We start from the raw sequence: 21,836 nt of genomic DNA, 5'->3' as shown, positions 1-21,836 counted from the left end.
CACAAACGCTGTGGAGCCTAGGAGATTCGAACTCCTGACATCTGCCTTGCAAAGGCAGCGCTCTACCAACTGAGCTAAGGCCCCGCTACGGGAGACAGCGTACCGGTTCCGGGGGCGGGGGCCGAACGGGTATGGGGGTGGGTCCGTAGGATGGGTTTGCTGGATTCGCGGGAGCAAATTGGGAGCGCGTATGGATGCGTCGGCGCAGGACTCGGCACGTCGCGCGCAGGAGGCGAGGGAGTTGCAGCGGGGGTGGTACGGGGAGCCGTTGGGGGATCTGTTCAGGCGGCTGCTGGCGGACCTGGGGCTGAACCAGGCGCGGCTGGCGGCGGTGCTGGGGCTGTCGGCGCCGATGCTGTCGCAGCTCATGAGCGGGCAGCGGGCGAAGATCGGGAATCCGGCGGTGGTGCAGCGGTTGCAGGCGTTGCAGGAGCTGGCGTGGCAGGTGGCGGAGGGCCGGACGGGGGCGATCGAGGCCGCGGCGCGGATGGACGAGATCCGGGAGCTGGCCGGGTCGTCGGTGCTGGGCGGGACGACGACGCACTCGGCGGCCGGGGAGCTCCCGGCGGCGCCCGCGCGGCAGGTGGTGCGGGGCATCCAGGACGTGCTGCGGTCGGTCGCGTCCGCGCAGGAGATCGAGCGGGCGGCGCACTCCCTCGCGCCCGCCCACCCGCAACTGGCAGAGTTCCTTCGTGTGTACGGCGCCGGGCGGACCGGTGAGGCGGTCGCGCACTACGAGGCGCATCAGGACTGAGGGGAGGGGCGCGCACCATGGGTGAGGTCTTCGCGGGCCGGTACGAACTGGTGGACCCGATCGGCCGCGGCGGCGTGGGCGCGGTCTGGCGCTCGTGGGACCGCCGCAGGCGCCGCTACGTGGCCGCCAAGGTCCTCCAGCAGAGCGACGCGCACGCGCTGCTGCGTTTCGTCCGCGAACAGGCGATGCGGATCGACCACCCCCATGTGCTGGCCCCGGCGAGCTGGGCGGCCGACGACGACAAGGTGCTGTTCACCATGGACCTGGTGCACGGCGGCTCGCTGTCGCACCTGATCGGCGACTACGGGCCGCTGCCGCCGCACTATGTGTGCGTGCTGCTCGACCAGTTGCTGTCCGGGCTGACCGCCGTGCACGCCGAGGGCGTCGTCCACCGCGACATCAAGCCCGCGAACATCCTGCTGGAGGCGACCGGCACCGGCACCCCGCACCTGCGCCTGTCGGACTTCGGCATCGCCATGCGCAAGGGCGAGCCGCGGCTGACCGAGACGGACTACGTGGTCGGCACACCCGGCTACTTCGCGCCGGAGCAGATGCTCGGCGCCGAGCCCGACGTCCCCGCCGACCTCTACGCGGTGGGCCTGGTCGCGCTCTATCTGCTGGGCGGGCAGAAGCCGGACGCGCAGGCGATCTCGGAGCGCTTCCTGACGATGGGCATGCCGCCCGCGCCCGTGGGGGTGCCGGAGCCGCTGTGGCAGGTCATCGGCGCGCTGCTGCAACCCGACCCGCGGGCCAGATTCCGTACGGCCACCGGCGCGCGCAAGGCGCTGGCTGCCGCCGTGGAGCTGATCGGGGAACCGGCCGCGGGCGACGAACCGGTGGAGGTCTTCGACCAGATCGGCCCGCTGCCCGAGGGCTTCGGCCCGGACGGCCCGCTGCCCGCCAAGTCCGCGCAGTCCGCGGAACGCGCGAGGCACGCGGGGCCCGCGGAACCGGAACCCGCCGCGCCCGCCGCCCCGGCCGTCCCGGAACCGGCCCGCGCCCTCACCACCGGCTTCCCCGTCGCCGCCCCGCAGACGGCCACCCCGCAGACAGTCGGCCCGCAGACAACGGCCCCCGCCCCCGTACAGCCGGTCACCCACACCAGGACCCGCGCGGAGCCGTACACCCCCGCCCAGCCGCTCCCCCCGGCCGCGCCCATCGCCCGTACGGCCCCGACGCGCCCGCTGCCCGACCCGGCGGCCACCGGCCCGGCCGCCGTGGACCCCGCGGCCGGTCACAGCGCCGGTACGGTCTCGGCCCGCCTCCCGGTCCGCGCGCCCACGCCGGGCCCTTCGGCCAAGGTGGTCGTGCCGGTCCTCGTCGTCGCCGTCCTGTGCTTCGTCGTCGGCATCCTGGCCCTGCTGGCCTCCTAGAGCCGCCGTGCCTCCGCGCGGAAACGGGTAACAGCCGCCCTCCAGGAGAGCGACTATTACCGGCATCCGTACAAGAACCCGTACGAGAGCCCGTACGAGAGCCCGTACAGGACACCCGCTACCAGGCAGGCGGCGGCCCGTACCCCGGCTGCGGCGGCACCGCGTCCGCCGTCCGCGCCGCCCGTCGCCGCGCGGCGACGAACCACACCACGAGCGTGAGCAGCAGCACCGTCCCGGCGCCCATGGCGCCGAAGGCGAGGAAGCGCAGCCCCGAACTGCCGGACGACCCGGACGACCCGGTGCCCGAGCCGTTCGCCGCCGAGACGTCGTGCGCGCTGACGCCGATGCCGGCCGCGCCCGGATCACCGTCGTACGCGGGCGCGGGCAGCGCCTCGCCCTTGACGTCCACCCGCAGGGTGACCGGCACCGCGCCCGTCACCGCCTTGGCGACATCGGGGTGCACGGTGACCGCGAAGTAGTACCAGCCCGCGTACCGCACCCGCACCACATCGGTGGCGCTGCCCGCCCTGTTGGCGTACGACACCGGCGCCAGCCGCTCGTTCAGCGAGGTCGGCGCGCCGGAGTAGGAGTGGTCGACGGAGTCGATCAGCTCGCGGACCGGGCTGTACGCCGTCAGCCGCACGCCCTGGCCGATGTACGTGGCGCTGTCGCCGTTGGCCGGAGCGCTGGAGAAGTCCGAGAAGACGGTGGCCTGCTGGCCCCAGTCGACCGGGACCTTGTAGAAGCGCGTCTCGCCCGGCAGCACCTTGTCCTTCCAGATGCCGGTCCTGACGGCCGCCGCCGTCTCGAAGCTGGGGCCGCCGCGGGCCTGCCGCGGGGTGCCCGCCGTCAGCGGGGTCGGCGACGCGGAGCCGAAGTTCGGCGCGGGCTGCGCCGTCGTCCCGGCCTTCAGCGCGGGTTCGAGGACGAAGCGCAGCTCCAGCGGCCACGCGCCGGGGTCGGACGTCCCCGCGCTCGTCCTGTGCACCGACAGCGTGTACTGGTTGGCCTCCTGGCAGGACGTGCCGACGCCCGCCAGCCGCGCGACCGCCGAGCCGATCGGCCGGGTCGCGTCGTCGTCACGGAAGTTGGCGTCCCGGCTGTCGCAGGTGGTGCCGTCCGCGCTCTGGAGTTCAAGCTTCAGCCCGTCGTTGTACGCCACCCGCGAGCCGGTCGGCGGCAGCGCGAAGGCCGAGGCGTACGCCGAGGACGTGGCGTCGAGCGTGATCCCGTACATCCGGGTCTCGTTCGGCTTGATCATGTCCCGGTACGTGGTCGCGGCCTTCAACGGCGGCGCGTCCGCCGTGGTCTGCGCCCCCGAGACGGCGGTGCCCTCCGGCTTCCAGGTGGCCGGGGCCTCGGTCGGGACCCCCGTGGAACCGGCCGAGGCCGACCCCGACGCGGAGGACGGGGGCGCGGACGGTGACGCCGTGTCGGCCGCCGCCTGCCCCTGGAGCGCGGCGAGCGCGAGCACGCCCGCCGCCGCGGTGAACGTCAGTTGGCGCTTCATGCCCCACCCCTGTAGTCGTCGCCGGACTGAGTGCCCGGTTGAGTGCCGGACTGTGTGCCCGGCTGTGTGCCCGGCTGAGTGCCGGTCCGAGTGCCCGTCTGTGTGCCCGTCTGGGTGCCCGTCTGAGGGCCGACCAGCGTGTCGGCCTGCGCACGGAACCGCTGACGGGCCCCGGCGCGGCGGATCAGCGCCGCCACCCCGACCCCGGCCAGCGCCACGGCGCCGCCCGTCCCCGCCGCGAGCAGATCCTTGCCCGTGACCGAGCCGATGCCGGACCCCGCGGCGGAGCCCGTACCGTCACCGTCACCATCCCCCGCCGCCCGGCCCTTCGTACCGCCGTCGGCGCCGCTCGCGCCGTTCCGGTCGCCGCCCTGCCGGGCCAGCTTCGGCGCCTGGTACTCGGGGCCCGCCAGCTCGTCGCCGGTGACCGCGACCCGCAGGATGACGCCGACAGCGGCGTTCTTGGCCAACTGCGCCGCGTTCGGGCCGAGTCCGACCGCGATCCAGTAGTCGCCCGCGCTGTGCACGGTGTCGGCCGGGTCGCCGACCGTCCAGCGGTTGGTCCAGGTCACCGGGACCGTACCGAGGCCGACCGACAGCGGCTTGCCGAAGTACGAGCGCTCGCCGCGGGCGTCGGAGGCGCTCTCGATCGGGAGCCTGCCGGGCGCGAAGGCCGAGGTGGTGACGAAGGTGGACGCGTGGGACGAGGAGTCGTCCAGGACCGGCTCGTTGGCGAATTCCGCCGCGTAGGTGAGCTGCTGGCCCCAGCCGAGGTGGACCTTGTAGTAGCGGGTCTGGCCGGGCAGCAGGTGGTCCCGCCAGACGCCGGTGCCGACCCGTGCGGCGTCGTTGAAGCCGGTGCCGCCGACGAGGTCCTTGGGCGTGCCGGTGACGGGCGCGGGCGCGGTCCCGTAGTCGGTCCGCGCGGCGGCCGGTGTGGTGCCCGCGGGCAGCGGCGCCTCGGCGTCCAGCCGCAGTTCGACCGGCCAGCGGCTCCGGTCGGAGGCGGGCGCGCTCGTCCGGTGCACCGACAGCAGGTAGCGGCCCGCCTTGTCGCAGTCGTCCTTGTGGTCGGCGGACGGCACCCGGCTGACCGCGCCGGTCAGCGTCATCGCGCCCTCGTTCTGCCCGAAGTGCGCGGACTGCGTGTCGCAGGAGTAGGCGTACGTACCCGTCCCCGTGAGCTTCAGCTCCAGGCCGTCGCCGTAGGTGACCGGCACGCCCGGCTGCGGGGCCGCGGTGACCGACGCGTCGGCGGTCGAGACGCCGTCCAGCGTGGCGGCGTACCAGCGCGTCTCGCCGGGGCCGATGGTGTCGAGGTACTGGCCGGTGCTGATCGAGGCGGCGTGCTCCGCCGAGTCGCCGCCGGTGATCCGGGTGCCCTCGAAGCGGTACGCGTCCGCGCTCAGCTGGGAGGCGCGCACGAGCTGGCGGGCGAGCGAGGCGGCGTCCGGCGCGTCGTAGTACGAGCCGTGCCCGGCGCGGGCGACGCACTCCAGCTCGTCGCGGGCCGCGCCCTTGACCTGGAAGCCGACCGTGTTGATCCGCAGGTCGATGCCGTCCTTGCCGTCGCCCGCGAGCCGCGCGGCCACGTCGCACGGCTTGGGCGCCCCGCAGTTGGACTCGCCGTCCGAGATCAGCAGGATCGTGCGCCGCCCGTCGGCGGGCAGGTCGTCGGCCGCCTTGGTGAGCGCGAGCGCCGTCGGGGTGTCCCCCTTGGGCTGTACGGCGTCCACCGCGCGCTTGACGGCGTCCCGGTCGAGCGGGGTGACCGGCTTGGCGAGCGAGGTGTCGTCGCAGCCGTGCGGCTTGCCCGCGCCGTAGACCCGCAGTCCGGTCGGGTAGCCGTCCGGCAGCGAGTCCACGACGGAGCCGACGGCCTTGCGGGCCGAGGCGATCCGGGTGCTGCCCGAGCCGTCGGGGCCCGCCATCGAGCCGGAGGAGTCCAGCACCATGATCAGGCTGCCGTCCTGGCCGACGGCCGGGGCGGCGGGTGCGGCCGGGGCCGCGGCGGCGGTTCCCGCGCCGGTCAGCACGGCCGCGCAGGCCAGGAGCAGCGCCCCGAGCAGCGCGGCGGTGGCGGCTGCCCGCCCCGGTGGTGGTCGTCGTTCCATGCCGTCACATCCCCCTCGCTCCACTTCATTTGCAAGAGCAAACCTAAAGATTTGCTCAGGCAAACTCAAGCGGTTCCTGTCACGGTCCCGCAACAGCCGAGCCGCGCTCGCCCTCACGCCCCGGCAGCGGCCAAGTCCCCCGACCCGCCCGGCGACACAGCAGAGCCCCGGACCCGCCCGGCGACAGCGAAGCCCCTGACCGCCCGCGACAGCCAAGCCCCCGACCCGCCCCCACGGCCCCCGGAAACAGCGAAGCCCCGGCGGCACTCACCCATGAGTGCGGCCGGGGCCCGAAGACAGTACGTACGGTTCACACGGTCGTGCTGGATCCCGCCGGAACCGTGTCGGTGGCTTCGGTCCACAGGTCCTGCTCGGCGCGGTCCGCCTGAATCTGTCGGTATACGAACAGTCCGGCGACGGCGGCCAGGGCGACCAGGAGAAACTTCTTCATCGCGTGACCTCCTCCTTGATTCCGTGGGGAGAGCTTCTGACGCGCCCGACTATACACAGCGGCCGATACCGAACGGTGACCTGTGCGGCCTTTCGTTCTACCCTCAACAGCGCGGCCTCACACCCCCCGTACACACCGAAGGCCCCCAACCGACTTGCGGTTGGGGGCCTTCACGCGGTGGGGCTACCAGGACTTGAACCTGGGGCCTCTTCCTTATCAGGGAAGCGCTCTAACCGTCTGAGCTATAGCCCCGCGCTGCACCGAAAGATTAGCGCACCCTGGGCCATGTCCCAAAATCGGTATCCGCCGCCCCGACCTGCCGCCCTGACGGACGGCTACTCGTCCTCCGCCAGCGTCAGCTCGACACCGCCGACGAAGCCCGCCGAGAGGTTGTAGACGAAGGCGCCGAGCGTGGCCAGCGCGGTGGCCAGGATGACGTCGATCACGGCGATCACACAGGTGATGACCATCACCCGGGAGAGCGACAGGAACGACACCAGGTCGAAGCCGCCGCTGCCGCCCTGCTCGGACGTGGTGGCCTCGCTGATGGTGTCGCCGACGGTGCTGAAGACGCCGATCGCGTCCAGCACCATCCACAGCACCGCCACGGCGATGATCGTGCAGATGCCCAGTGCGATGGAGAGCAGGAAGCTCACCTTCATCACCGACCAGGGATCGGCCTTGGCGATCCGCAGCCGCGCCTTGCGGGTGCGCGGCACCGACCGGGCCGCGGGACGCGGCCTGCGCACCCCCGCGGCGGCGGGCGAACCCGGCGTCGGCGGAGGTGTGGCGGGTGCCGGCGGCGCGTACGCCTGCGCCGGCTGGTGCGGCGGCGGCTGACGCGTGTCAGTCACGGTGTATCCCCCCTCTTGCGGGCCGTTGAGGTTGGCCGAGCCATGGGCACCCCCGGTCCTGCCCGCCCCACCTGCGGCGCCCGTGGCTCCACTCACGGCTTACTCCTCCGCTTCACCGGCCTCGGGCTCCAGGCCCGCGACCGCTCCGTCGTCCTCACCGGCTTCGGCCACGATGGCCGACTCCGGGTCGTCGTCCGCTTCGGCGTTCCGCGCGATGCCGACGACGGCGTCCCGCTTACCGAGGTTGATCAGTTGGACGCCCATGGTGTCACGGCCCGTCTCCCTGACCCCGTTGACCCGCGTACGGATCACCCCACCGCTGAGCGTGATGGCCAGGATCTCATCGGTCTCCTCGACAACCAAAGCGCCGACCAGAGAACCGCGGTCCTCCACGATCTTCGCCGCCTTGATACCGAGTCCGCCGCGCCCCTGGACCCGGTACTCGTCCACCGATGTGCGCTTCGCGTACCCGCCGTCCGTGGCGGTGAACACGAACGTACCGGGCCGGACGACATTCATCGAGAGGAGTTCGTCACCTGGACGGAAACTCATGCCCTTCACGCCCGAGGTGGCGCGGCCCATCGGGCGCAGCGCGTCGTCGGTGGCGGTGAAGCGGATGCACTGCGCCTTACGGCTGACGAGCAGCAGATCGTCCTCCGCGGAGACCAGCTCGGCGCCGATCAGCTCGTCGGAGGTGCCGAGCACCGCGCCCTCGCCGTCCGCGTCGCCGTCCACCGCGCCGGACTCGCGCAGATTGATCGCGATGACACCGCCCGCGCGCGGCGAGTCGTAGTCCTTCAGCGCGGTCTTCTTCACCAGTCCGGCCTTGGTGGCCAGCACCAGGTACGGCGCCGCGTTGTAGTCCTTGATCGCCAGGATCTGGGCGATCCGCTCGTCCGGCTGGAAGGCCAGCAGATTCGCCACGTGCTGGCCCCGCGCGTCCCGCCCGGCGTCCGGCAGCTCGTACGCCTTGGCCCGGTAGACCCGGCCCTTGTTGGTGAAGAACAGCAGCCACTGGTGGGTGGTGGTCACGAAGAAGTGGTCGACGATGTCGTCCTGCTTCAGCTTCGCGCCGCGTACGCCCTTGCCGCCGCGCTTCTGCGACCGGTAGTCCTCGGTCTTGGTGCGCTTGACGTAGCCGCCACGGGTGATCGTGACGACGATGTCCTCCTCGGCGATCAGGTCCTCCATGGACATGTCGCCGTCGAAGGGCACCAGCTTGCTGCGCCGGTCGTCGCCGAACTTGTCGACGATGGCCTGGAGCTCCTCGCTGATGATCTGCCGCTGCTTCTCCGGCGAGGCGAGGATCGCGTTGTACTCGTTGATCTTCTGCTGCAACTCGTCGTGCTCGGCGATGATCTTCTGCCGCTCCAGGGCGGCCAGCCGGCGGAGCTGCATCTCCAGGATCGCGTTGGCCTGGATCTCGTCGATCTGGAGCAGGCCCATCAGGCCCTCGCGCGCGACCTCGACGGTGTCGCTGCGCCGGATCAGCGCGATGACCTCGTCGATCGCGTCCAGCGCCTTGAGCAGACCGCGCAGGATGTGGGCGCGCTCCTCGGCCTTGCGCAGCCGGAAGCGGGTCCGCCGCACGATGACCTCGACCTGGTGGTTCACCCAGTTGCGGATGAACGCGTCCAGCGACAGGGTGCGCGGCACGCCGTCGACCAGCGCCAGCATGTTGGCGCCGAAGTTGGACTGGAGGTCGGTGTGCTTGTACAGGTTGTTCAGCACGACCTTGGCGACCGCGTCCCGCTTGAGGACGATGACCAGCCGCTGGCCGGTGCGCGACGAGGTCTCGTCACGGACGTCGGCGATGCCGCCGATCTTGCCGTCCTTCACCAGGTCGGCGATCTTCTGCGCCAGATTGTCCGGGTTGGTCTGGTACGGCAGCTCGGTGACGACCAGGCACTGCCGGTTCTGGATCTCCTCGACCTCGACGATCGCGCGCATCGTGATCGAGCCGCGGCCCGTACGGTAGGCGTCCTCGATGCCCTTGCGGCCGACGACCAGGGCGCCGGTCGGGAAGTCCGGGCCCTTGATCCGCTCCATGAGGGCGTCGAGCAGCTCCTCGGGCGTGGCGTCCGGGTTGGCCAGGCACCACTGGGCGCCGTCGGCGACCTCGCGCAGATTGTGCGGCGGGATGTTCGTCGCCATGCCGACCGCGATGCCCGCGGAACCGTTGATCAGCAGGTTCGGGAAGCGCGCCGGGAGGACCGTCGGCTCCTGGTTGCGGCCGTCGTAGTTGTCCTGGAGGTCGACGGTCTCCTCGTCGATGTCCCGGACCATCTCCATGGACAGCGGCATCATCTTGCACTCGGTGTACCGCATCGCGGCGGCCGGGTCGTTGCCCGGGGAACCGAAGTTGCCGTTGGAGTCCACCAGCGGCATCCGCATCGACCACGGCTGCGCGAGACGGACCAGCGCGTCGTAGATCGAGGAGTCACCGTGCGGGTGGTAGGTGCCCATCACGTCGCCGACGACGCGCGCGCACTTGTAGAAGCCCTTCTCGGGCCGGTAGCCGCCGTCGTACATCGCGTACAGCACGCGGCGGTGCACCGGCTTGAGGCCGTCCCGCACGTCCGGCAGCGCGCGCGAGACGATGACGGACATCGCGTAGTCGAGATAGCTGCGCTGCATCTCGGTCTCGAGCCCGACGGGCTCGATGCGCAGGCCACCCGACTCGTTGCGCTCGTCCATCTCGGACGGGGGTACGTCGGGCACGGGGGGAACGTTGGAGGTGTCGTCGGCCATCGCTGTCGATTAGTCCTTTCACACGGCCAGTGGGGGCCGACTCAGATGTCCAGGAACCGGACGTCCTTGGCGTTGCGCTGGATGAAGGAGCGGCGGGCTTCCACGTCCTCGCCCATCAGCACCGAGAACAGGTCGTCGGCCTGGGCCGCGTCGTCGAGCGTGACCTTGCCGAGCACCCGGTGGTCGATGTCCATCGTGGTGACCCGCAGCTCCTCGGCGTTCATCTCGCCCAGACCCTTGAAGCGCTGGATCGAGTCCTCGCGGATGCGCTTGCCGGCCTGCTTGCCGATCTCCACCAGCGCGTCCCGCTCACGGTCGGAGTACGCGTACTCGAAGTCGTCCCGGCCCCACTTGATCTTGTACAGCGGCGGGCGGGAGAGGTAGACGTGCCCGGCCTCGACCAGCGGCCGCATGAAGCGGAACAGGAAGGTCAGCAGCAGGGTGTTGATGTGCTGGCCGTCGACATCGGCGTCCGCCATCAGGATGATCTTGTGATAGCGGAGCTTGGAGATGTCGAAGTCCTCGTGCACACCGGTGCCGAAGGCCGAGATCAGGGCCTGGATCTCGGTGTTCTGGAGGATCTTGTCGATCCTCGCCTTCTCCACGTTGAGGATCTTGCCGCGGATCGGGAGGATCGCCTGGTACTGCGGGTTGCGGCCGGACTTCGCGGAGCCGCCGGCCGAGTCGCCCTCGACGATGAAGATCTCGCACTTCGTCGGGTCGTTGGACTGGCAGTCGCTCAGCTTGCCGGGCAGCGACGCGGACTCCAGCAGCCCCTTGCGGCGGGTCAGGTCCCGCGCCTTGCGGGCCGCGACCCGGGCGGTGGCCGCCTGGATCGACTTGCGGATGATGTCCGCGGCCTCGTTGGGGTTGCGGTCCAGCCAGTCGGTCAGGTGCTCGTGCACGACCTTCTGGACGAACGTCTTCGCCTCGGTGTTGCCCAGCTTCGTCTTCGTCTGGCCCTCGAACTGCGGCTCGCCGAGCTTGACGGAGATGATCGCGGTCAGACCCTCGCGGATGTCCTCGCCCGCCAGGTTGTCGTCCTTCTCCCGGAGGAACTTCTTCTCGCGCGCGTAGCGGTTGACCAGGCCGGTCATCGCCGCGCGGAAGCCCTCCTCGTGCGTGCCGCCCTCGTGCGTGTGGATCGTGTTCGCGAAGCTGTACACACCCTCGCTGTACTGGGTGTTCCACTGCATGGCGACCTCGACCGACAGCAGCCGCTCCTTGTCCTCCGCCTCGATGTCGATGACGGTGGGGTGGATCAGCTCGCCCTTGCGCGAGTTCAGGTACTTCACGTAGTCCACGAGGCCGCCCTCGTAGTGGTACGTGACGGTGAGCGGCTTGCCCTCCTCGTCCACGTGGTCGGCGCGCTCGTCGGTCAGCGAGATCCGCAGGCCCTTGTTGAGGAACGCCATCTCCTGGAAGCGCCGCGACAGCGTCTCGAAGGAGTAGTCGGTGGTCTCGAAGATGTCCGCGTCTGCCCAGAAGGTGACCGTGGTGCCGGTCTCGTCGACCGCCTCGTTCTTCAGCAGCGGCGCCGTCGGCACACCCAGCTTGTAGTCCTGCGTCCAGCGGTGGCCCTCGGTGCGCACCTCGACCGCGACCCGGGAGGACAGCGCGTTGACCACGGAGACGCCGACGCCGTGCAGACCGCCGGAGACCGCGTAACCGCCGCCGCCGAACTTGCCGCCCGCGTGCAGCACCGTCAGCACGACCTCGACGGCCGGCTTGCCCTCGGAGGGGACGATGCCCACCGGGATGCCGCGGCCGTTGTCCACGACGCGCACGCCGCCGTCTTCGAGGATGGTGACGTCGATGGTGTCCGCGTGACCGGCCATCGCCTCGTCGACCGAGTTGTCGACGACCTCCTGGACGAGGTGGTGCAGGCCCCGCTCACCGGTCGAACCGATGTACATACCGGGGCGCTTGCGCACCGCTTCGAGACCCTCGAGCACGGTGATCGCGCTGGCGTCGTAGGACTTGCTGGAATTCTCGTTGGGGTTGCCGGAATCGGCCACGAAGCGCCCTTTCTGGCACAGCACGAGCCGTCTCCCGCGGGGCGGGATCGGCTGCGTCTTCGACATGTTCCGCTGGTGTCCCCCTGTCTGCTGCCAGGGGAGGGCGGTCTGCCTATCAGTCTACCGGTAGCGCCGACATGAATGGGGCTTTGGCGGTACCTGAGTTCCCATGTGCCGTCCCGAACCGCCGCCGCCCGACTCCCTACACGCGGCCCTGGTGCCAAAACCGCTCACACGGGCGTCCAGGGCTTCCGGCTGTCAACCCCCGGCTACGCTGAGCAGGGTCGGCGCGAAGTCGCTACGGGCGCCGTACGAACGCGCTCCCCGCCGTACGCGCACCGGCGCGTTCTCAGCCGTACGTGTCGCCGGGGCCGACGCTGCCGGGGGCGCGCAGCCGTCCGTACGAGCGGGCCGGGCCCGCGGGGCCGAGCACCTTGATCAGCTTCACCGTGCCGTGGCCGAGATCCGCGTTGAGCCGGGCCACCAGGGTCGGCGCCAGCAGCCGGAGCTGGGTCGCCCAGGCGGTCGAGTCGCACTGGACGGTCAGGACCGAGTCCTCCTCGTCGTACCGCGCGGGCGCGCAGTGCAGCGCCACCTCGGGGCCGACGAGCTGCGGCCAGCGGCCCATCACCCCGCCCACCGCGGCCGGGGCCTCCCAGCCGCGCTCGGTGATCAGCCGGTTGATCGCGGCGCCCAGCGGCAGCGGGTCGCGGCCGTCGGCGCGCGCGCCGCTGCGCAGCCCGCCGCGCCTGGCCTGCTTCTTCTGCACGGCCGCCGCGCCACGGGCCCTGGCCTGCTCCTTCGCGGCGCGCAGCGCGACCCGCGCGAGGTCGACGCCGGTCTGCTCGGGGAGCGTGCCGGACGGTGTACCCGCGGGCGCTGCCGGAGCGGTGTCGGCCGTGCCGTCCGCCGGGAGTGCCGTGCCGCCCGCGCCCCTGGCCCGCTTCGCGCCGCGCTCGCTCATACCCGCTCCACCGTCCCCTGCTCCACCGCGAACCGGGCCCCCACCAGGACACCCGGCACATCGTCGTCCACCGCCGCCGTCACCAGCACCTGCTCGCCGGGCGCGACCAGCTCCGCCAGCCGCTCGCGCCGCTTGGTGTCCAGCTCGGCGAAGACGTCGTCCAGCACCAGCACCGGCTCGCCGCCGTCGGAGCACAGCAGTTCGTACGACGCCAGGCGCAGCGCGAGCGCGTACGACCAGGACTCGCCGTGGCTGGCGTAGCCCTTGGCGGGCATCGGGCCGAGCTTGAGCAGCAGGTCGTCGCGGTGCGGCCCGACCAGCGTCACCCCGCGCTCGATCTCCTGCCTGCGCGCCTCGCCCAGCGCCTCCAGCAGCCGCCCGTACAGGTCCTCGCGGCCCTCGGCCCCGGCCATCCTCTCGCCCATCGAGCCCCGGTACTCGAAGCCGACCGGGCCGCCGCCGGGGGCGAGCTGTTCGTACGCCTTGTCGGCCAGCGGCTGGAGCGCGGCCACCAGGTCCAGGCGCTGCGCGAGCAGTTCCGCGCCGACCCGCGCCAGATGCTGGTCCCACACGTCGAGGGTGGACAGGTCGCCGCCCTTGCCGCCGTGCCTGCGGGCCATCGCGGCGGACTTCAGCAGGGTGTTGCGCTGCTTGAGCACCCGGTCGTAGTCGCTGCGGACCCCGGCTAGGCGCGGGGTGCGGGCGGTGATCAGCTCGTCGAGGAAGCGGCGGCGCTCGGTCGGGTCGCCCTTGACCAGCGCCAGGTCCTCCGGCGCGAAGAGCACGCTGCGGACGATGCCCAGCAGGTCGCGCGGGCGGCCGGGCGCCGAGCGGTTGATCCGGGCGCGGTTGGCCCGCCCCGGATTGATCTCCAGCTCCACGAGCTGCTGCCGGTCGCCCTGCACGACCTGGGCCCGGACGACCGCGCGCTCGGCGCCCATCCGGACCAGCGGCGCGTCGGTGGAGACCCGGTGGCTGGACAGCGCCGCCAGATAGCCGACGGCCTCGACCAGATTGGTCTTGCCCTGCCCGTTGGGCCCCACGAAAGCGGTGACGCCCGGGTCGAGGGGGACCTCGGCCCGGGCGTAGGAACGGAAGTCGGCGAGCGAAAGGTGCGCTACGTGCATCGCGTGCTGTGGCGCGGGACCGCGCCGACCTCCCTGCTGTCTGGCTTTCGTACTACTCGGCGGCGGTGACCGCGTGCCCGCCGAATTCGTTGCGGAGCGCGGCGATCATCTTCATCTGCGGCGAGTCGTCCTGGCGGGACGAGAACCGGGCGAACAGCGACGCGGTGATGGCGGGCAGCGGCACGGCGTTGTCGATGGCGGCCTCGACCGTCCACCGGCCCTCGCCGGAGTCGTCCGCGTGGCCGCGCAGGGCGCCCAGGTGCTCGTCCTTGTCGAGCGCGTCCACGGCCAGGTCGAGCAGCCAGGAGCGGATGACCGTACCGGACTTCCAGGAGCGGAAGACCTCGCGGACGTCGGTGACCGAGTCCACCGCCTCCAGCAGCTCCCAGCCTTCGGCGTAGGCCTGCATCATCGCGTACTCGATGCCGTTGTGGACCATCTTGGCGAAGTGGCCCGCGCCGACCTTGCCCGCGTGCACGGCGCCGGCGTCGCCCTCGGGCTTGAGCGCGTCGAAGATGGGCTGCGCCTTGGCGACGTCCTCGTCCTTGCCGCCGTACATCAGCGCGTAGCCGTTGGCCAGGCCCCAGACACCGCCGGAGACGCCGCAGTCGACGAAGCCGATGCCCTTGGCCGCCAGCTCGTCGGCGTGCCGCTCGTCGTCCGTCCAGCGGGAGTTGCCGCCGTCCACGACGAGGTCGCCGGGGGAGAGCAGTTCGCCCAGCTCGTCGATGGTCGACTGGGTGGCCGCGCCCGCGGGGACCATGACCCACACCACGCGCGGTCCCTTGAGGGAGTCCACAAGCTCCTGGAGGCTGTGGACGTCGGCGAGATCCGGGTTCCGGTCGTACCCGATGACGGTGTGCCCGCCGCGGCGGATGCGCTCGCGCATGTTGCCGCCCATCTTGCCGAGACCGATGAGACCGAGCTCCATCGCAGATCCTTCGTTCGAAGCGTGTCTGACCTGAGCCGAGCCTACGACGGCCCGCTGTGACCGGCTCAGCCGGACGGTGTGTCCGGCGGGCGGGGGCGGCCCCGACGGCCGTCAGTCGGCCGCCGACAGCCGTCAGCCGTCAGCCGGACAGCCGGACCGGCATGATCAGGTACTTGTACGCGTCGTCCGCCTCGGCGTCGAGCGCGGGACGGCCGCTGAGCAGCGCGGGCTTGGTCGAGGTCGTGAAGGAGAGCTGGGCGACGGCGGAGTCGATCGCGCTGAGGCCGTCGAGCAGGAAGGTCGGGTTGAAGGCGATCGAGATGTCGTCGCCCTCCAGCTTGGCGTCGACGCGCTCCACAGCCTGTGCGTCGTCGCTGGAACCGGCCTCCAGGGTGAGCACGCCCTGCTCGAAGCTGAGCCGCACCGGGGTGTTGCGCTCGGCGACCAGGGCCACGCGCTTGACGGCCTCGACGAACGGCGCGGTCTCGATCACCGCGACCGAGGCGAACTCGGTCGGGAAGAGCGTGCGGTACTTCGGCAGGTCGCCTTCGAGCAGCCGGGTCGTCGTACGGCGGCCGGCACCCTCGAAGCCGATCAGGCCCTCACCGGCGCCGGATCCGGCGAGCGCGATAGAGACGGTGTCTCCGCTGGTGAGCGACTTGGCGGTGTCCAGCAGCGTCTTGGCGGGCACCAGGGCGACGGCGGAGATGTCGGCCTGCTCGGGCTTCCACAGGAACTCGCGGACCGCGAAGCGGTAGCGGTCGGTGGCGGCGAGCGTGACGGTGTCGCCCTCGATCTCGATCCGCACACCGGTGAGCACCGGGAGCGTGTCGTCGCGGCCCGCGGCGATGGCGACCTGGGAGGCGGCGGCGGCGAAGATCTCGCCGGGCACCGTGCCCGAGGCGTCGGGCATCGCGGGCAGCGCCGGGTACTCCTCCACAGGCAGGGTGTGGAGTGTGAACCGCGAGCTGCCGCAGACCACGGTCACGCGGATTCCGTCGGTGGAGATCTCCACCGGGCGGTTGGGCAGGGCCCGCGAGATGTCGGCGAGCAGCCGCCCCGAGACCAGGACCGTGCCCTCCTCCTCGACCTCGGCCTCCACCGACACCCGTGCCGAGACCTCGTAGTCGAAGCCGGAGAGGCTGAGCTTGCCCTCCTCCGCCTTCAGCAGGAGCCCGGCGAGGACGGGCACCGGGGGACGGGCCGGGAGGCTACGGGCTGCCCAAGCCACTGCCTCGGCGAGTACGTCGCGCTCCACCCGGATCTTCACCGGAACCGCCTCCTGCTTGTTGCTGGCTGTCGGGGAACAGTCTGACGCACAGCACCGACAGTCGGTGCGGGTTGGCGTCAAGCCGCGACACGAGCCGCAGGGCGGGTCCGGGCCGAGTTGTGCACACCCCCCGCTTCGAAGCAGGTTCCCATCTATCTCTACGTAGTCGTAGTAATAGGGGTTGTGGATACCGTGGATAAGTGGTTCCGGCGCAGGTCAGACCCTGTTTTTTATCCACCGGGCCTGTGGGCGGGGCATGGGGACAACCAGGGGGTCCTGTGGACGGCCGGAAGTTGTGCACACCCGATTCACAGGTGACCCCGGGTTCTCCCCAGGGCTGTCCCCAGAAATACCCAGGTTCTCCCCAGGCCAACCCACCACCTTGGTGTGACGCCTTTCACTCTTCCGTGGGACCAGGCGCGTTTCGTTGCCGAACAGTGGACAGAGATGTGGAGAAACGATCCCATGCTGTGCACAACGAGCCCCAACCTGTGGGCGAGCGGTGGACAACGCGAAGTGACCCCCAAGAGGTGTCCTTTCTGTCCACAGTCTGTGGATTCGGGTTGCCCACATATCCACACCCGGCTGAGCTGGGCGTACCTCCGTTGCGGCACCTGGCCTGTGGAGACTTTCTGGACAACTCCGGTGTCCCCAGGGTGTGGACGGTCCATTTGCCACAGTCCTGTGGAGAACTGCCCCTCGGCGTACGGGAATCGAACAGGGCGCGGCGCGGCGGACAACGCGAAGCGCCCCGGGAGAGGTCTCCCGGGGCGCTCGGAGGGGCTGTGCGCGGCGCTTCTCCGCGCGCGGCTCAGCTCTTGATGCGGTTGGTCAGCTCCGTCACCTGGTTGTAGATGGAGCGCCGCTCGGCCATCAGGGAGCGGATCTTCCGGTCGGCGTGCATGACCGTGGTGTGGTCGCGGCCGCCGAAGAGCGCGCCGATCTTCGGCAGCGACAGGTCCGTCAGCTCGCGGCACAGGTACATGGCGATCTGCCGGGCGGTGACCAGGACGCGGCTGCGCGAAGAGCCCGACAGGTCGTCCACGGCCAGCCCGAAGTACGCGGCGGTCTCGGCCATGATGGCCGTCCCGCTGATCTCGGGCACCGAGTCCTCGCCGCCGGGGATCAGGTCCTTCAGCACGATCTCGGTGAGCTGGAGGTCGACCGGCTGCCGGTTGAGGCTGGCGAAGGCGGTGACCCGGATGAGCGCGCCCTCCAGCTCGCGGATGTTCCGCGAGATCCGGGACGCGATGAACTCCAGCACCTCGGGCGGGGCGTTGAGCTGCTCCTGCACGGCCTTCTTGCGCAGGATCGCGATCCGGGTCTCCAGCTCGGGCGGCTGGACGTCGGTGATCAGGCCCCACTCGAAGCGGTTGCGGAGCCGGTCCTCCAGGGTGACGAGCTGCTTGGGCGGCCGGTCGGAGGAGAGCACGATCTGCTTGTTGGCGTTGTGCAGGGTGTTGAAGGTGTGGAAGAACTCCTCCTGCGTCGACTCCTTGCTCGCCAGGAACTGGATGTCGTCGACGAGCAGGATGTCCATGTCCCGGTACCGCTTGCGGAACGCGTCCGCCTTGCCGTCCCGGATCGAGTTGATGAACTCGTTGGTGAACTCCTCGGAGCTGACGTACCGCACCCGCGTCCCCGGGTACAGGCTCCGCGCGTAGTGCCCGATCGCGTGCAGCAGGTGCGTCTTGCCGAGCCCCGACTCCCCGTAGATGAAGAGCGGGTTGTACGCCTTGGCCGGGGCCTCGGCGACGGCGACCGCGGCCGCGTGCGCGAAGCGGTTGGACGCGCCGATCACGAAGGTGTCGAAGAGGTACTTGGGATTCAGCCGGGCGGTCGGCTCGACGGCGCCGCCGGAGGAGGAGCCCGAATGGCCCGAGTGGTTCTGGCGGCCCGAGGGATCGGAGTGCCCGGAAGGCCCCGAGGGCCCGTCGAGCCGGCCGCCCGACAGATTCGGCGACGCGTGCCGCCCGGTGGACTGCTGCTGCTGGTCCGGCCGGCCCTGGCCCTGCTGCCGGTCCTGCTGCTGGTAGCCGCCGGACTGCGGCGCGTAACCGCCCTGCGGGGACTGCGGGTACGCCTGGTGCGGTACGACCGGGTAGCCGTCGTGCGTGTCCTGTCGGTACCGGTGGCTCTGCTGCTCCGGGTACGGCTCGCGGTCCTGGAAGCCGCCGCTGTTCTGCGCGGGCAGGGTCCAACTGTCGGTACGCGGCTGCCGCCAGCCGTCGTCGCTCTGCCGCGGCGGCCACTCGTCGGGGCCCGCGTGCCTGCCCTGGCTCTGCTGCTCGGGGTAGGCGCGGCGCATCCGCATGCCGTCGTCCCCGAGGTCGCCGCCGTGCCGGTCGTCCCGCATGCCGTCGCGGTGGTCGTCGCGCAGCTCGTCCCTGTGGTCCGCGCGGTGCCCGTCGCGGCGGTCGTGCCGCTCGTGCTGCTGCTCGTACGGGTCCTGGTCGTGGTCGGCCGGGGCCGGCTCCTGGTCGCCGCCGGACGCGACGGCGATGGCGATCCCGACAGGGTGACCGAACTCACGGCTCAGCACCTCGGTGATCAGCGGCAGCAGCCGCCCCTCCAGGACGCTCTTGGCGAATTCGTTGGGCGCGGAGAGGACGGCGGTGCCCGCGACCAGGGCCAGCGGCTGGGTGCGCTTGAGCCACTCCGCGTCCTTGGGCTTCAGGTCCTCGCTGTCCACCAGCAGTTTCTGGAGTACGCGCGGCCACACTGCGGCAAGATCGGCGGTTACGTCAGCCACAGGGCACGCTCTCTCGTCGCTTAATGGTGCAAGTGCGGGCAACTCCCGCGAAAGTGTGGTCCTGAAGACAGGCGGGAAGAGTTGGGAGTTCAGCCACGGTAGTCAGGGGGTAGGCGCGGTTCAAGTCGTTGTCCACAGGGTGTGTACAAATGCCGGGCCCGCGACCGCCGGGTTTGACCGGATGGCCTAGCCGCGCGTACCGTATCGAGGTCGAGTTGTCGATGGCTGCTGCCGCCTGCCTACCGATGGGCGAGGGTCTTCCGGAAGTCCCCGGATGATCGTCAAGCGGTGCACCTGATCTGTTCCGCGAGATTCTTCGTGGGCGCACGGTGACAGCCAGGCGACGCCCCGCCGGACACGATTTTCCCTGGAGCCCCCGAGTGAGCAAGCGCACCTTCCAGCCGAACAACCGCCGTCGTGCGAAGACCCACGGCTTCCGTCTGCGTATGCGCACCCGCGCCGGCCGCGCGATTCTCGCGACCCGCCGCAGCAAGGGCCGCGCCCGCCTGTCCGCCTGATCGTCACAGGTCTCATGCCGTGCTGCCCACCGAGAATCGGCTGAGGCGGCGCCAGGACTTCGGAGAAGCGGTTCGCCGAGGACGCCGAGCGGGTCGACCGCTGCTGGTGGTCCATCTGCGCAGCGACATCACGGACCCGCATGTGCCGGGGGGGAGCACTCCCCCGGTGCGTGCGGGTTTCGTCGTGAGCAAGGCGGTGGGTGGCTCGGTGCAGCGCAATCTGGTCAAGCGCCGACTGCGTCATCTGGTCCGCGAACGCCTGTCGCAGCTGCCCCCCGGTAGCCTGGTAGTCGTACGAGCGCTACCCGGAGCCGGTGGCGCTGACCATGCGGAGCTGGCCCACGACCTGGACGCCGCCCTCAAGCGGCTGCTGGGTCGCGACACCCGAGGCGAAGCCGAGGGGAGGGTGTCTCGATGAAGTACCCGCTGCTGGCACTGATCAAGCTGTACCAGTGGACGATCAGTCCGCTGCTCGGCCCGGTCTGCCGGTACTACCCCTCGTGCTCCCACTACGGGTTCACGGCCATCGACCGGCACGGCGCGATCAAGGGCACCGCCCTGACCGCGTGGCGCATCCTGCGCTGCAATCCCTGGTCGCCGGGCGGCGTGGACCATGTCCCGCCGCGCAAGCGGCCGCCATGGCACGATCGGCTGCGCCGCGCACTGCGGGGCGGCTCCGACGGGCCCGTCACGCCCGAGCCCACCGGACCCTCTCACGCCCAAGGAGCCTGATCGTGGGGATTCTGAACCCCCTCTACGACGCTGTCTCGTGGATCATCGTCCAGTTCCACTCGTTCTACAGCCTGATCTTCGACAAGGACAGCGGCTGGGCGTGGGGTCTGTCCATCGTCTCGCTGGTGGTCCTGATCCGGATCTGCCTGATCCCGCTGTTCGTCAAGCAGATCAAGTCGACCCGGAACATGCAGGCGCTCCAGCCCAAGATGAAGGCGATCCAGGAGCGCTACAAGAACGACAAGCAGCGCCAGTCCGAAGAGATGATGAAGCTGTACAAGGAGACGGGCACCAACCCGCTCTCCTCGTGCCTGCCGATCCTGGCGCAGTCCCCGTTCTTCTTCGCGCTGTACCACGTGCTGAGTAACATCGCCAAGGGCCACGAGGTCGGCGTGATCCACGCCAACCTGGTCGACAGCGCCAAGAACGCGCACATCTTCGGTGCCCCGCTGGCGGCGAAGTTCCTGGACAGCGCGGCCAAGGTCGAGTCGCTGGGCGCCACGCAGACCAATGTGCGCATCGTCACGGTGATCATGATCCTGATGATGTCGGCGTCGCAGTTCTACACGCAGCGCCAGCTCATGACGAAGAACGTCGACATGACGGTGAAGACCCCGTTCATGCAGCAGCAGAAGATGCTGATGTACGTCTTCCCGGTCATCTTCGCCGTCATGGGTATCAACTTCCCCGTCGGTGTCCTCGTCTACTGGCTGACCACCAACGTGTGGACCATGGGCCAGCAGATGTTCGTGATCCGGCGTAACCCCACCCCCGGCAGCCTCGCGTTCCAGCAGCGCCAGGAGCGGCTGCGCGCCAAGGGCAAGCTCGTCGAGCCCCCGGAGGAAGTGGCCGCCAAGGAGGCCGTGGAGGTCGCGCGCGCCAACCGCACCCAGCCCAAGCGGCAGCCGAAGTCCAAGCGCCAGACGACCCCCACGGGCACGGGCGCCGGCGGCGGCGCGGCGGGCGGCACCGGTGGCGGCGGCGCTCCCAGGGCGGGCGGTGGAGCCCCGCGGGCGGGCGCTCCCAAGGCCGGTGCCCCGAAGGCGAGCGGCGGCTCGGCAGGCACAGGCAGGACAGGCGGCGGTACGAAGCAGGGCGGCGCTCCGGGCAAGCAGGGCGGTTCGCCCGGCAAGCAGTCCGGTGGCAAGTCCAAGCCGACCAACCTGTCGAAGAAGAAGTAAGAGGAGCCCAGGCGTGAGCGACGTCAACACCACCACCGCACCCGACAACGGCTCGGCCGCGACCCTGAACCGGCTGGAGCAGGAGGGTGATATCGCCGCCGACTACCTGGAAGGTCTGCTGGACATCGCGGACCTCGACGGTGACATCGACATGGATGTCGAGGGCGAGCGCGCGTCGGTGTCGATCATCGGTGACACCGGCACCCGTGATCTGAACAAGCTGGTCGGCCGGGACGGCGAGGTGCTGGAAGCCCTCCAGGAGCTGACCCGGCTCGCGGTGCACCGGGAGACCGGTGAGCGCAGCAGGCTGATGCTGGACATCGCCGGGTTCCGGGCGCGCAAGCGGGCCGAGCTGGCGCAGCTCGGTGCGAAGGCGGCGGCGGAGGCCAAGGCCAGCGGTGAGCCGGTGAAGCTGGACCCGATGACGCCGTTCGAGCGCAAGGTCGTGCACGACGCCGTGGCCGCCGCGGGCCTGCGCAGCGAGTCCGAGGGCGAGGAGCCCCAGCGCCGGGTGGTCGTACTCCCGGTCTGACCGG

18 protein-coding genes and 2 tRNA genes are annotated in these 21,836 nt (G+C 70.7%); 7 read left to right on the top strand and 13 right to left on the bottom strand.

The annotated features are described in order from the left end of the window. Positions 1–11: 11 nt before the first annotated feature. Positions 12–84, bottom strand: a tRNA-Ala gene (locus ABZX65_RS10560). Between the two features lie 106 nt (positions 85–190). On the opposite strand from ABZX65_RS10560, the gene ABZX65_RS10555 reads away from it, so the two are divergent. Together ABZX65_RS10555 and ABZX65_RS10550 are read left to right on the top strand one after the other, a co-directional pair. Then, a complete protein-coding gene (locus ABZX65_RS10555; protein ID WP_355336678.1) occupies positions 191–754 on the top strand; it encodes a DNA-binding protein in 564 nt (187 codons plus the stop codon). Between the two features lie 17 nt (positions 755–771). Further along, the gene (locus tag ABZX65_RS10550; protein WP_355336677.1) at positions 772–2,127 is read left to right on the top strand and encodes a protein kinase; all 1,356 of its coding nucleotides are present in this window, start codon (positions 772–774) and stop codon (positions 2,125–2,127) included. Between the two features lie 118 nt (positions 2,128–2,245). Here ABZX65_RS10550 and ABZX65_RS10545 read toward each other — a convergent pair whose 3' ends face one another. The 12 genes from ABZX65_RS10545 to dnaA all read right to left on the bottom strand — a co-directional run bounded on the left by ABZX65_RS10545 (position 2,246) and on the right by dnaA (position 18,869). Beyond that, positions 2,246–3,637, bottom strand: a complete 1,392-nt coding sequence (locus ABZX65_RS10545) for a hypothetical protein (RefSeq protein WP_355336676.1) — start codon at positions 3,635–3,637, stop codon at positions 2,246–2,248. Further along, positions 3,634–5,751 carry a VWA domain-containing protein gene (locus ABZX65_RS10540; RefSeq protein ID WP_355336675.1) on the bottom strand — a complete coding sequence of 706 codons (2,118 nt, stop codon included), beginning with the start codon at positions 5,749–5,751 and terminating at the stop codon, positions 3,634–3,636. The genes ABZX65_RS10545 and ABZX65_RS10540 overlap by 4 nt, the downstream gene beginning before the upstream one ends. Positions 5,752–6,061: 310 nt before the next feature. Next, positions 6,062–6,202 (bottom strand): DLW-39 family protein, encoded by a 141-nt coding sequence (locus tag ABZX65_RS10535; protein WP_223187219.1) that lies wholly within the window; start codon positions 6,200–6,202, stop codon positions 6,062–6,064. A 178-nt stretch (positions 6,203–6,380) separates the two neighbouring features. Further along, positions 6,381–6,454 (bottom strand) — tRNA-Ile (locus tag ABZX65_RS10530). Positions 6,455–6,537: 83 nt separating this feature from the next. Further along, positions 6,538–7,056: a DUF3566 domain-containing protein gene (locus tag ABZX65_RS10525; RefSeq protein ID WP_188282701.1), complete on the bottom strand. Its 519-nt coding sequence runs from the start codon at positions 7,054–7,056 to the stop codon at positions 6,538–6,540. A gap of 99 nt (positions 7,057–7,155) precedes the next feature. Then, complete coding sequence (gene gyrA, locus ABZX65_RS10520) at positions 7,156–9,807, bottom strand: DNA gyrase subunit A (RefSeq protein WP_355336674.1); 2,652 nt, start codon at positions 9,805–9,807, stop codon at positions 7,156–7,158. Between the two features lie 41 nt (positions 9,808–9,848). Further along, complete coding sequence (gene gyrB, locus ABZX65_RS10515; protein ID WP_355336774.1) at positions 9,849–11,849, bottom strand: DNA topoisomerase (ATP-hydrolyzing) subunit B; 2,001 nt, start codon at positions 11,847–11,849, stop codon at positions 9,849–9,851. 325 nt (positions 11,850–12,174) lie between these two features. After that, positions 12,175–12,789 (bottom strand): DciA family protein, encoded by a 615-nt coding sequence (locus tag ABZX65_RS10510; RefSeq protein WP_355336673.1) that lies wholly within the window; start codon positions 12,787–12,789, stop codon positions 12,175–12,177. Beyond that, complete coding sequence (gene recF / locus ABZX65_RS10505) at positions 12,786–13,916, bottom strand: DNA replication/repair protein RecF (RefSeq protein ID WP_355336672.1); 1,131 nt, start codon at positions 13,914–13,916, stop codon at positions 12,786–12,788. The genes ABZX65_RS10510 and recF overlap by 4 nt, the downstream gene beginning before the upstream one ends. Positions 13,917–13,968: 52 nt before the next feature. After that, on the bottom strand, positions 13,969–14,916 hold the full coding sequence (gnd, locus tag ABZX65_RS10500; RefSeq protein WP_355336773.1) for a phosphogluconate dehydrogenase (NAD(+)-dependent, decarboxylating): 948 nt from the start codon (positions 14,914–14,916) through the stop codon (positions 13,969–13,971). 70 nt (positions 14,917–14,986) lie between these two features. Then, the gene (dnaN, locus tag ABZX65_RS10495; protein ID WP_355336671.1) at positions 14,987–16,117 is read right to left on the bottom strand and encodes a DNA polymerase III subunit beta; all 1,131 of its coding nucleotides are present in this window, start codon (positions 16,115–16,117) and stop codon (positions 14,987–14,989) included. A gap of 811 nt (positions 16,118–16,928) precedes the next feature. Next, complete coding sequence (gene dnaA / locus ABZX65_RS10490; RefSeq protein WP_355336670.1) at positions 16,929–18,869, bottom strand: chromosomal replication initiator protein DnaA; 1,941 nt, start codon at positions 18,867–18,869, stop codon at positions 16,929–16,931. A 380-nt stretch (positions 18,870–19,249) separates the two neighbouring features. Here dnaA and rpmH point away from each other — a divergent pair, with 380 nt between their 5' ends. Genes rpmH through ABZX65_RS10465 form a run of 5 tightly spaced genes read left to right on the top strand, consistent with a single transcriptional unit; the run spans position 19,250 to position 21,832 of the window. Further along, entirely contained in the window at positions 19,250–19,387 is a 138-nt protein-coding gene (gene rpmH / locus ABZX65_RS10485) for a 50S ribosomal protein L34 (RefSeq protein ID WP_003975051.1), read from the top strand. 19 nt (positions 19,388–19,406) lie between these two features. After that, on the top strand, positions 19,407–19,805 hold the full coding sequence (rnpA, locus tag ABZX65_RS10480; protein ID WP_355336669.1) for a ribonuclease P protein component: 399 nt from the start codon (positions 19,407–19,409) through the stop codon (positions 19,803–19,805). Continuing rightward, the gene (gene yidD, locus ABZX65_RS10475; RefSeq protein WP_188282916.1) at positions 19,802–20,119 is read left to right on the top strand and encodes a membrane protein insertion efficiency factor YidD; all 318 of its coding nucleotides are present in this window, start codon (positions 19,802–19,804) and stop codon (positions 20,117–20,119) included. Before rnpA ends, yidD begins: the two co-directional genes overlap by 4 nt. Next, complete coding sequence (gene yidC / locus ABZX65_RS10470; protein WP_355336772.1) at positions 20,119–21,300, top strand: membrane protein insertase YidC; 1,182 nt, start codon at positions 20,119–20,121, stop codon at positions 21,298–21,300. The genes yidD and yidC overlap by 1 nt, the downstream gene beginning before the upstream one ends. Positions 21,301–21,313: 13 nt before the next feature. Then, positions 21,314–21,832, top strand: coding sequence for a R3H domain-containing nucleic acid-binding protein (locus ABZX65_RS10465; RefSeq protein ID WP_355336668.1), 519 nt, complete (start codon positions 21,314–21,316; stop codon positions 21,830–21,832). Positions 21,833–21,836 lie beyond the last annotated feature (4 nt).

The sequence above is a fragment of the Streptomyces sp. NPDC003300 genome (genome assembly GCF_040610915.1).
Lineage (GTDB): Bacteria > Actinomycetota > Actinomycetes > Streptomycetales > Streptomycetaceae > Actinacidiphila.
The sequence above is the reverse complement of the archived record's forward strand: the minus strand, read 5'-3'. Positions and strand labels throughout refer to the sequence as shown.

Bases quoted from the DNA above. Each gene is read 5' to 3' on its own strand.
- recF (WP_355336672.1), bottom strand. From the start codon at position 13,916: ATGCACGTAGCGCACCTTTCGCTCGCCGACTTCCGTTCCTACGCCCGG.
- ABZX65_RS10535 (WP_223187219.1), bottom strand. From the start codon at position 6,202: ATGAAGAAGTTTCTCCTGGTCGCCCTGGCCGCCGTCGCCGGACTGTTC.
- ABZX65_RS10540 (WP_355336675.1), bottom strand. From the start codon at position 5,751: ATGGAACGACGACCACCACCGGGGCGGGCAGCCGCCACCGCCGCGCTG.
- ABZX65_RS10550 (WP_355336677.1), top strand. From the start codon at position 772: ATGGGTGAGGTCTTCGCGGGCCGGTACGAACTGGTGGACCCGATCGGC.
- ABZX65_RS10510 (WP_355336673.1), bottom strand. From the start codon at position 12,789: ATGAGCGAGCGCGGCGCGAAGCGGGCCAGGGGCGCGGGCGGCACGGCA.
- ABZX65_RS10545 (WP_355336676.1), bottom strand. From the start codon at position 3,637: ATGAAGCGCCAACTGACGTTCACCGCGGCGGCGGGCGTGCTCGCGCTC.
- yidD (WP_188282916.1), top strand. From the start codon at position 19,802: ATGAAGTACCCGCTGCTGGCACTGATCAAGCTGTACCAGTGGACGATC.
- ABZX65_RS10555 (WP_355336678.1), top strand. From the start codon at position 191: ATGGATGCGTCGGCGCAGGACTCGGCACGTCGCGCGCAGGAGGCGAGG.
- gyrA (WP_355336674.1), bottom strand. From the start codon at position 9,807: ATGGCCGACGACACCTCCAACGTTCCCCCCGTGCCCGACGTACCCCCG.